General features: G+C 63.4%; 5 protein-coding genes. 1 reads left to right on the top strand and 4 read right to left on the bottom strand.

Features of this window, described 5'->3' with window-relative positions; translation table 11 throughout:
* The 4 genes from OCW50_RS32745 to OCW50_RS32760 all read right to left on the bottom strand — a co-directional run.
* On the bottom strand, window positions 1–268 hold a 268-nt coding region (locus OCW50_RS32745; RefSeq protein WP_262300370.1), incomplete at its 3' end, for an SDR family NAD(P)-dependent oxidoreductase.
* Window positions 269–640: 372 nt separating this feature from the next.
* A complete protein-coding gene (locus OCW50_RS32750) occupies window positions 641–1,045 on the bottom strand; it encodes a hypothetical protein (RefSeq protein ID WP_262300371.1) in 405 nt (134 codons plus the stop codon).
* Window positions 1,046–1,191: 146 nt separating this feature from the next.
* Window positions 1,192–1,977 carry an acetoacetate decarboxylase gene (locus OCW50_RS32755; protein ID WP_262300372.1) on the bottom strand — a complete coding sequence of 262 codons (786 nt, stop codon included), beginning with the start codon at window positions 1,975–1,977 and terminating at the stop codon, window positions 1,192–1,194.
* A gap of 69 nt (window positions 1,978–2,046) precedes the next feature.
* Window positions 2,047–3,219 (bottom strand): patatin-like phospholipase family protein, encoded by a 1,173-nt coding sequence (locus OCW50_RS32760; RefSeq protein WP_262300373.1) that lies wholly within the window; start codon window positions 3,217–3,219, stop codon window positions 2,047–2,049.
* 536 nt (window positions 3,220–3,755) lie between these two features.
* On the opposite strand from OCW50_RS32760, the gene OCW50_RS32765 reads away from it, so the two are divergent.
* A complete protein-coding gene (locus tag OCW50_RS32765; protein ID WP_262300374.1) occupies window positions 3,756–4,232 on the top strand; it encodes a heme-degrading domain-containing protein in 477 nt (158 codons plus the stop codon).
* Window positions 4,233–4,885 lie beyond the last annotated feature (653 nt).

The raw sequence follows: 4,885 nt of genomic DNA on the forward strand, positions 1-4,885 counted from the left end.
TGACCAGGATGTCGACGCTCCCGAAGGTCCGCTCGGCAAGCCGGATCATCTCCTCGATCTCGTGCGGCTTCGACATGTCGGCCGGCGAATGGATCGCCTTGACGCCGAACTCGCGCTCGATGCCGGCACGCTCCTTCTCGATAGCCTCCGCGTCGCCGAAGCCGTTGATGACCACGTTGGCGCCTTCCTTGGCGAAGGCCCGGGCGATGGCGAGGCCGATGCCGCTGGTCGAGCCGGTCACGACGGCGGATCCGGAGTGAAGTGTCATCGAAGTCTCCTTGTGCTGTATCTGATCATTCAGTCTGAAGCACTCGTCCCGAGCATGAATCTCGCTGCGATCCTCGACCCATCGAGCGTGGCACCTGGTACGAACCGACGGCCGACCATCGCTCGTCTGCCCTCCCCCGCATGTCCTCCCGACGGAACCAGATTCCATCGTCCGCATCGTCCCGGGCTCTCCCAGAGCGTCGTCGGTGGAAGAACAAGGCCCACCCGACCAGTGCGAGCGGGGCAACGGCTCCCAGGACAAACGACACCGCGCTGCCTGTCACGTCATGCCTCCTGAACGCGTCGGCCACCCTTGCGAGCCGTCACGTCGATGAGATCTCGGTTCCTGGGCCGGTGCCGGCGACACGGCTTCTCAGGCCGCCCGGCCCGCCTCGGCCGATTTGAAAGTCGCCGCCTTCGCGGCCGCCAGGGCCTGATGGATGGCGTTGAATGCCGCAGCCGCGGTCGGCTGCTTCAAGACACGATCGCCGCGTGACGACGTTCGCTGCTCCGCGCCAGCCAGGATCACGGCCCTGTTCTCGTGCACCTCGTGGTACTGGTCAGCGAGGACCCAGCCGTCGATCAGCCCGGGCAGTGCGGCACGCGTGTACAGCCAGCCGACGGGGTGGCTCCAGTCGCGCAAGGCCAGAAAGGCCTTCTCGCCGGTATCCGCCGTGATGACTTCATGGGCCTGGGCGCGGAGCCAGCGCGCGAGTGTCTCCCGCATGATCGGGTTGTCGTCGGCAATGAGGATCCGTTGTGGTTTGATCGTGATCATGGTGCTCTCCGGAGCACGCCGAGGGCTCTTTCGCCCATCAGCGCACCCTCTTTCGCTTTCCGTCGCGGTTCCGGGATGCATGCTTGCCACCCCGCTCCGCATGCGAACCCCTGGGGATGATGGCGGCACCGGAAATCGGCCCGTCGTCATTCCGCCGCCTCGTAGCGTCTCTGCGTCCGGTGGGACGGCTCGGATGGCGCCAGATAGTCATGGACGACCTTGCCGAGCCCGATCGTCAGGTCGGCCACGATGTGCGTTGCCGAGACCACCTCCAGGACCGGCAGTTCCGCGATGGGCGCCAGGGCATGCGACCACAGGTCCAGGGATGCCGGACCGGTCCAGGCCTCTTTCAGGTCGATGTCCTCGAGGTGGTACTCGACGAGTTCGCAGATGCGCGTGGTGCCGTCGACATGCGGAATGATCTTGAGCAGGAAGTTGGGCTCACGGAGTGAGGCCATGGCCCTTCCGGGATCGGCAGCCTGGTGCTTGTAGCCCATCGTGGCGGTCGCGACGCGAACCGGTCCGTAGTCGAGCGTGCCGACAAGGGCGTCGACCTCCGTGCGCAGGGTGGGATTCGCGAGCTTCTTGGGAAAGCCCCACAGCTCGCGCCCCCCGGCGATGGGCGAATGGTCATCGAGGAACATGCAGTGGGTGTAGCTCCCCTTGCGGCCGCGGAACGAGACGGGGATGACCTGTCCGCTCTCGGTGTAGTCGCCGAAGCCGTTCGAGTCCGGCATGCGGATGAACTCGAACTTCACCAGCGGCTCGTCGACCTGGAGAGGTTCCGGGACGAGCTCCCGGAGCTTCCTCAAGTCGGTCCGATAGGTGATGATCAGATACTCCCGGTCGCGGAAGCGGTAAGGTCCGATCGGGTAGGCCGGACTGTTCAGAGGCATCGCGAATGCTCTGGTCCGGACGGTGTTCTCGTGCATACCTGAAGTTCTCCTGTGCTTGATCGAGCAGTCGCCGGGGCTGAACGACTGCTCCAGCTCCTTCGCGCGTTATTCCCGCCCGTCCTTGAGGAAGTCGAACGTGTGGACCCCGTCCTGGTTGTCGGGCCGCTGCAACACCTCGGGATGGCGCAACGTGCGGACTGCGTCGTGATAGCCGGCACGCCAGTGCTCCTCCATGGACAGCCGGGAAAACTCGTAGTCCTTCGAATGGCCTTCGTAGTGTTTCGAGCGGTAGATCATCTGGATGATGTTGTACGCCTTGCGATCGGCCTCCAAGCTGAGGAGCTTCGCCTCTTCGGTCGTCCGCAGGTCGTCCGGCAGGTTCGACAGGAGGCTTGCGAGCGCGTGGCGCAGGCGCTGCACGCGCTTGAACTGGTCGGTGCTGGAGCGTGTCCGACTGGAATACTGGATTTCCTTGTGGCGCGTCGCGACCTCGGCCAGGTTGCGGGGCAGTTCGCCGTGGGCACTCCACAGATCGACCTGGAACGCGAGCGTGTCCTGCCGCGGGCCGGCATCGACCACCCAATCCAGCGGCGTGTTCGAGATGAGGCCGCCGTCCCAGTAGTATTCGCCTTCGATCTCCACCGCCGGGAAGCCGGGCGGCAGCGATCCGCTCGCCATCACGTGCTCAGGGCGGATTGTGTGCCTAGTGTTATCGAAATAGACGAAGTTGCCCGTGCGCACGTTGACCGCGCCGACACTGAAGCGCATCACGCCGGCATTGATCCGGTCGAAGTCGACAACCCGCTCCAAGGTGCCTTTCAGGTGCTTGGTCTCGTAGAAGCTCGTTGCCTCGTGGGCGCCATCCGGGTGCAGCCAGGGAACTGGCAACCGGGGCGTGAAGAAGCTCGCGGCCCCGCCGACGAGGGCGCAGGTCGCGCTCACCTGGTTGAAGAAGGCGCGCGCGAGATCCCCTTTGGGGACGACTGCATCAAGGGCAGTGGACCAGTCGAGCAGCGGATTTGCGGAGACCTCCTGCCAGAAGGTGCGCAGCTTGGCGACCCGTTCGGCCGGTTCGTTCCCCGCGATGATCGCCGAGTTGATGGCGCCGATCGAGACGCCGGCGACCCAGTCCGGATGAATGCCGGCCTCCGCGAGAGCCTCGTAAACGCCGGCCTGGTAGGCCCCGAGCGCACCGCCGCCCTGCAGCACGAGCGCGATGCATTCGAACGGGAGGTGTCGTCGGACCTCGGTCAGACGCGGCTGGACTTGGATGTTCATGGCAGTGTTCCTTCGCCTCGACGGCCGGTGGACGCCGCCGTGCGGGCCCCCGGCGCAGTCCTCGTCCGGCTGGCGGTCTGGGTGATCGCGCGGTCCGGCCAGGGCTCCAGCCCTTGGCTTGATGTGGCCTCGCGACGACGGCCCATCGGCAGGATGCCGGGCAGCGTCAGGGCCCTCGGTTGCAGCAGCATTCCGGTCTCCGTATGCGTGTGGACTGCCGCCAGTGCATACATTGCCGGATTTACCCGGGTCCAATATATTGTTTTAGGATTTATGATTGAGTAAATATATCGGTCCGCGTACCTCAGTACTGGTACTTTGCCGGTTCGACCATGGCAGCCCCTCTCCCATCGGCCCGACCCTGAACGCCTCCGCGTTCTTGGCGAACAATGATGCCTACGGGTACTTTCCCAAGTCAGGTTAGCTTGGCGTGACTGGACCTACGTTGACCAACGTCAACGACTTCCGCACCATTCTGATCAGGTAATCGAACTCAAGGGCGGGGACGATCGGCTTCAGCGGCTTGGAGACCTACGATGAACGACAGCAACAATCTTGATGCGCTCTTGGCAGAGGAACGGGACTTGCAGTTCTCGTCCTTCGGTGCCGATGTCGCGTGGACACTGGGCAGCCACATCTACCAGCGTGCGAAGGCCGGCGGCCTGCCTATAGCGATCGAGATTTCTAGGAACGGTCAGCAATTGTTCTTCGCAGCGTTGCCTGGGGCAACACCAGACAACGCCGAGTGGATTCGCCGGAAGCGGGCTGTCGTACAACGCTTCCATCACAGCTCCCTATACATGTCCGTTGAGGCAGACGTGAAGGGGCGCCCGTTCTTGCAGCGTTACGGGCTTTCCGAACAGGACTATGCGGCAGCCGGAGGCGGGTTTCCCATATTCGTCAAGGATACGGGTTGTGTCGGTGCGGTGGTTGTGAGTGGCCTACCTCAACTTGAGGACCACCGCCTGGTGACGGAGTCCGTACGAGCGATCATCGCTTCGTCGACAATGTAGTATCTCAAGGAGATGAAGGTTTGTTCCATAAGGCCCAGCCCATTGGACTGAGGCATGTCCCGGCTCGAGGGAATTTGAAGCCTGAAGCAGAAGCTGGCAAAGGCCGTTACCCGCTCTATCGGCCAGCGAACGATCAAACTACCGGTGCTATGAGCACGGGCTGACCGGACTGAAATCACGGAAGGTCTGGAAAGGGTCTTGGTCGTGTCAAAACGCTTTGGCCGAAGACAGATCGCGGCTTTCCCCGCTCCAGAGCCCTTCACCATCACCGGCGAGCGCGGATTGGCTTATCGGCGATCAAATGAGGCTTCCATTGTCTCTGGCGCGAGGATCCAGCGTGTCACGGACTTAATGGCACGAGCACAGCCCGGCTCCTAGCGCATCGGATGGAAAAGTGGACCCGGTTTTCGCTTGCGCGGCCCGCTGGGTCCGCCTCTTCCGATGCGCCGGTCAAGAGAGGGAGCCTCGGATGAATCCCAAAAGTGGTGTCCACTTTTGGGGCCGAGGCTCTAGGCCCTGAGGGCGACCATCAGCGGCTGGATGCCCAGGATGTTCAGCACCCGGGTGAGATTGTAGGCCAGCACGTGCAGGGCCATCTCGCTGGCCACCTTCGGCAAGGTCTTCTGCAGGAAGTGGGTGGCGCCCATGCGCAG

Origin of the sequence: Microvirga sesbaniae (assembly GCF_025460805.1) — a bacterium.
Lineage (GTDB): Bacteria > Pseudomonadota > Alphaproteobacteria > Rhizobiales > Beijerinckiaceae > Microvirga > Microvirga sesbaniae.